The sequence below is a fragment of the Myxococcus vastator genome (assembly GCF_010894475.1).
Classification (GTDB): Bacteria; Myxococcota; Myxococcia; order Myxococcales; family Myxococcaceae; genus Myxococcus; species Myxococcus vastator.
The window spans coordinates 1-2796 of sequence record NZ_JAAIYB010000704.1; the positions used below are offsets into that span (position 1 = coordinate 1).

3 protein-coding genes are annotated in these 2796 nt (G+C 72.4%); all 3 read right to left on the reverse strand.

Going from position 1 to position 2796, the window contains the following annotated elements:
• Positions 1 to 153 precede the first annotated feature (153 nt).
• Complete coding sequence (locus G4D87_RS36300; protein ID WP_163787375.1) at positions 154 to 1041, reverse strand: 5-oxoprolinase subunit C family protein; 888 nt, start codon at positions 1039 to 1041, stop codon at positions 154 to 156.
• Complete coding sequence (locus tag G4D87_RS36305) at positions 1038 to 2327, reverse strand: LamB/YcsF family protein (protein WP_205507863.1); 1290 nt, start codon at positions 2325 to 2327, stop codon at positions 1038 to 1040. The genes G4D87_RS36300 and G4D87_RS36305 overlap by 4 nt, the downstream gene beginning before the upstream one ends.
• A 252-nt stretch (positions 2328 to 2579) precedes the next feature.
• The coding region (locus tag G4D87_RS36310) for a c-type cytochrome (RefSeq protein WP_371928654.1) at positions 2580 to 2796 on the reverse strand (217 nt) is incomplete at its 5' end.

Sequence of the window (2796 nt, forward strand, 5' to 3'; positions counted from 1 at the left end):
CTTCATTCCCGTATTATCGGTGGAAAACGGGAAAAGATTTACGCCCTGCCCCCGAGGGCATGTCGGACCCCTGAGGTAGGAATGCCTGGACACGCTGTTTCAGGTGGGGTTCCACTTGGGGAGGCAGCAATGCGCCACATCCCGCGCGGTTGCTCATGTGGAATGGCGGACGGTCAGGCCGAAGCGCTCCGCGTGCTGGCGCCACGCTGCCCGTGCCTCGTCGAGGCTCACCTCCTGAAACCGGACAGCGGCTCCTGGGCGGCGGGCGCACAGCCGGCCCCAATCCGCGCGAATGACCGTCGCGATGAGCGGATAGCCGCCCGTCGTCGGATGGTCAGGGCCCAGCACGATGGGCGTTCCTGACAGCGTGACCTGGATGGCTCCACGAACCATGGGGCGCGACGTGCCCGTGCCTTCGTCGCCATGGGTGAGCGCTGGCCCCTGGAGCCGCATCCCCACGCGGTCGGTGGCAGCGGACACGGTGAAGGCGCCCGACAGCAGGGTGGCCACGGTTGCTGGATCGAAGCGGCGGTTGTCCGGTCCGAGCGTCACGCGGATGGGCGCCGCGGCATCCAGTTCCGCACCGGGCGCTCGCGTCTCGGCGCGCGGGTTCGCGTCACCCAGGGGCAGGCTGTCTCCCGAACGCAGTAGGCGGCCTTCGTGCCCGCCCAGGCGTGCGACCAGCAGCGTGCCGTGTCCTCCCAGCACCTCCGGCACCGCCAGCCCGCCATCCACCGCGACATAGCGAACGCTCGTCGACTCGGGCGCGGGGACGGTGAGGCGCGCTCCGTCCGCCACCGTGAAGGCGCGTCCGTCCACGGACACGCCGACACTTCGGCCGCGGGCGCGCAGCTCCAACGGGCCGAAGGCTTCCAGCGCCGCCGCTCCACTTGCGTTGCCCACGGCGAGGTTGGCCACGGCGAGCAGCTCCGGAACCAGCGGTCCGCCCGGAGGCACGCCGTGGTGCATCTTCCCGGGCCGTCCCGCGTCCTGCACCGTGAGAGGCGCACCCACGCCCGTGATGTCCAGCCAGCCCGTCATCGGTCCACCCGCTCGAAGCGCACCCGGTCCCCGAGCTGAAGCACCGAACCCTGCTCGGGCGTGAAGGCGGTGAAGTCCAGCGCGGTGCCGATGAGGTTCCAGCCTCCCGGCGACGCGAAGGGATACACCCCCGTGCGCCCACCGGCGATTCCCACCGCCAGGGCGGGCACTCGCGTACGGGGCGTGGCCAGCCGGGGGACCGCGATGCTCAGGTCGACTTCGCCCAGGTAGGCGAACCCAGGGAGGAAGCCCACGCAGCGCACCGTGTATTCGCGCGCCGTGTGACGCCGCGCCACCTCGTCCTCGGTGAGGCCCGCGCGCTCCGCCACCGCGCGCAAGTCCTGCCCGTCGTAGCGCACGGAGATGGTCGTGAGGGGCCGTCCTGCCCCCGGCGCTGGAATGCGCAGCAACCGGGCCAGCGCGAGTCGAGGCTCCTCGGGGGGGGCCTCCGGGGCGAAGTACACGCAGGCGTGTTCCTCGGTGATGACGACGTCGAGGACACCGGGCATGGCACAGAGCGCCTCGCGCGTGGCGCGTCGCTCCAGCTCCACGGGGAGGACCAGTCGCAGGGCGCCGTCGCCCAGGGGCTCGGAGCGGAGCGCGAGCGCGTCCAAGGTGGCGCGGACCTCGCGCGCCAGCGCCACCGCGCCGGGCGTGTCGCCATGAACGCAGACGGTGTCCACGATGCCGCTGGTGGCCAGGCGCACGGTGTTGGCCCGCGCCTGGGCGTGGTCGGTCAGCACCGCGCCGGGCTGCCCTCGGGGAATCAGCGAGCCGTCTGGCCGAGTGCCCCGGTCCGCGAAGCCTTCGCGGGCGTAGGCCAGTCCCGCCGCCAGGGCCGCGTCATGCAGCGCGCCCGTGCCGGGGCCCATGAAGGTGACGGCGGTCCCCAGCGCCTCCACCACGCCCGCCACCACCGCGCGGGCCAGGGCCGGTGTGGCATTCGCCGCGTGGTACAGGGCGCCGTGAGGCTTGGCGTACGTCACGGGCAGCTGACGGTCCGCCGCCAGCTTCGCGAGCCGGCCGCACTGCGCGGCCACTTGCGCTTGGAGGTGCTCCGGCGTGACGTCGAGCGCGCGGCGGCCAAAGCCCTCGCGGTCCTCGTAGGATGGGTGCGCGCCCGCGCGCGTGCCGTGCCGCTCGCACAGCGCCAGCGCTCGGCGCATGGACCCATCGTTTCCGGCATGCCCGCCGCAAGCGATGTTCGCCACATGGGCCAATGCGTAGAGCTGTTCGTCTTCACCGGGAAGCTCGCCCAGGTCGACGTTGAGGAGGCACTCCGTCATGCGGCGCACCGTACGCGAGCGGCGGCGCGGGTGCAGCCGTCCCCGTAGCCGCAGACGCTGGCGAGCCAGCCGACGGTGAGGTGGGAAGTCTCACGCACCACCCCGGGGCTGGGGCCGGTTGGCACCGGGGTGGTACGCGCCCAGCGAGTGCCTCGACGAGGTGCCCGCTGAGAACTTCCAGACGGGATACGCCAGCAGGGGTTTTCCTCGGTCATTTCCGGGACGTCTTTTCGTGTGCGCTGGGGGCGCGGCTTAGCGCGGGGGGGAGGGAAGCGAGGCCAGGCCGCCCGCCTTCACCCAGCGCACCAGTGCGCGCGCGGTCTTCTCGTCAATCAACTCCGCGTAGGTGGGCATGGGCGTGCCGGGGAGGAACTGCTCGGGGTTGCGCACCCAGCGGACCAGGTCGGCCTCGCTGCGCGTGGCGACCTTGTCGAGCCGGTCGTGGTAGCGCGCGCCCGGGGCGTGGCAG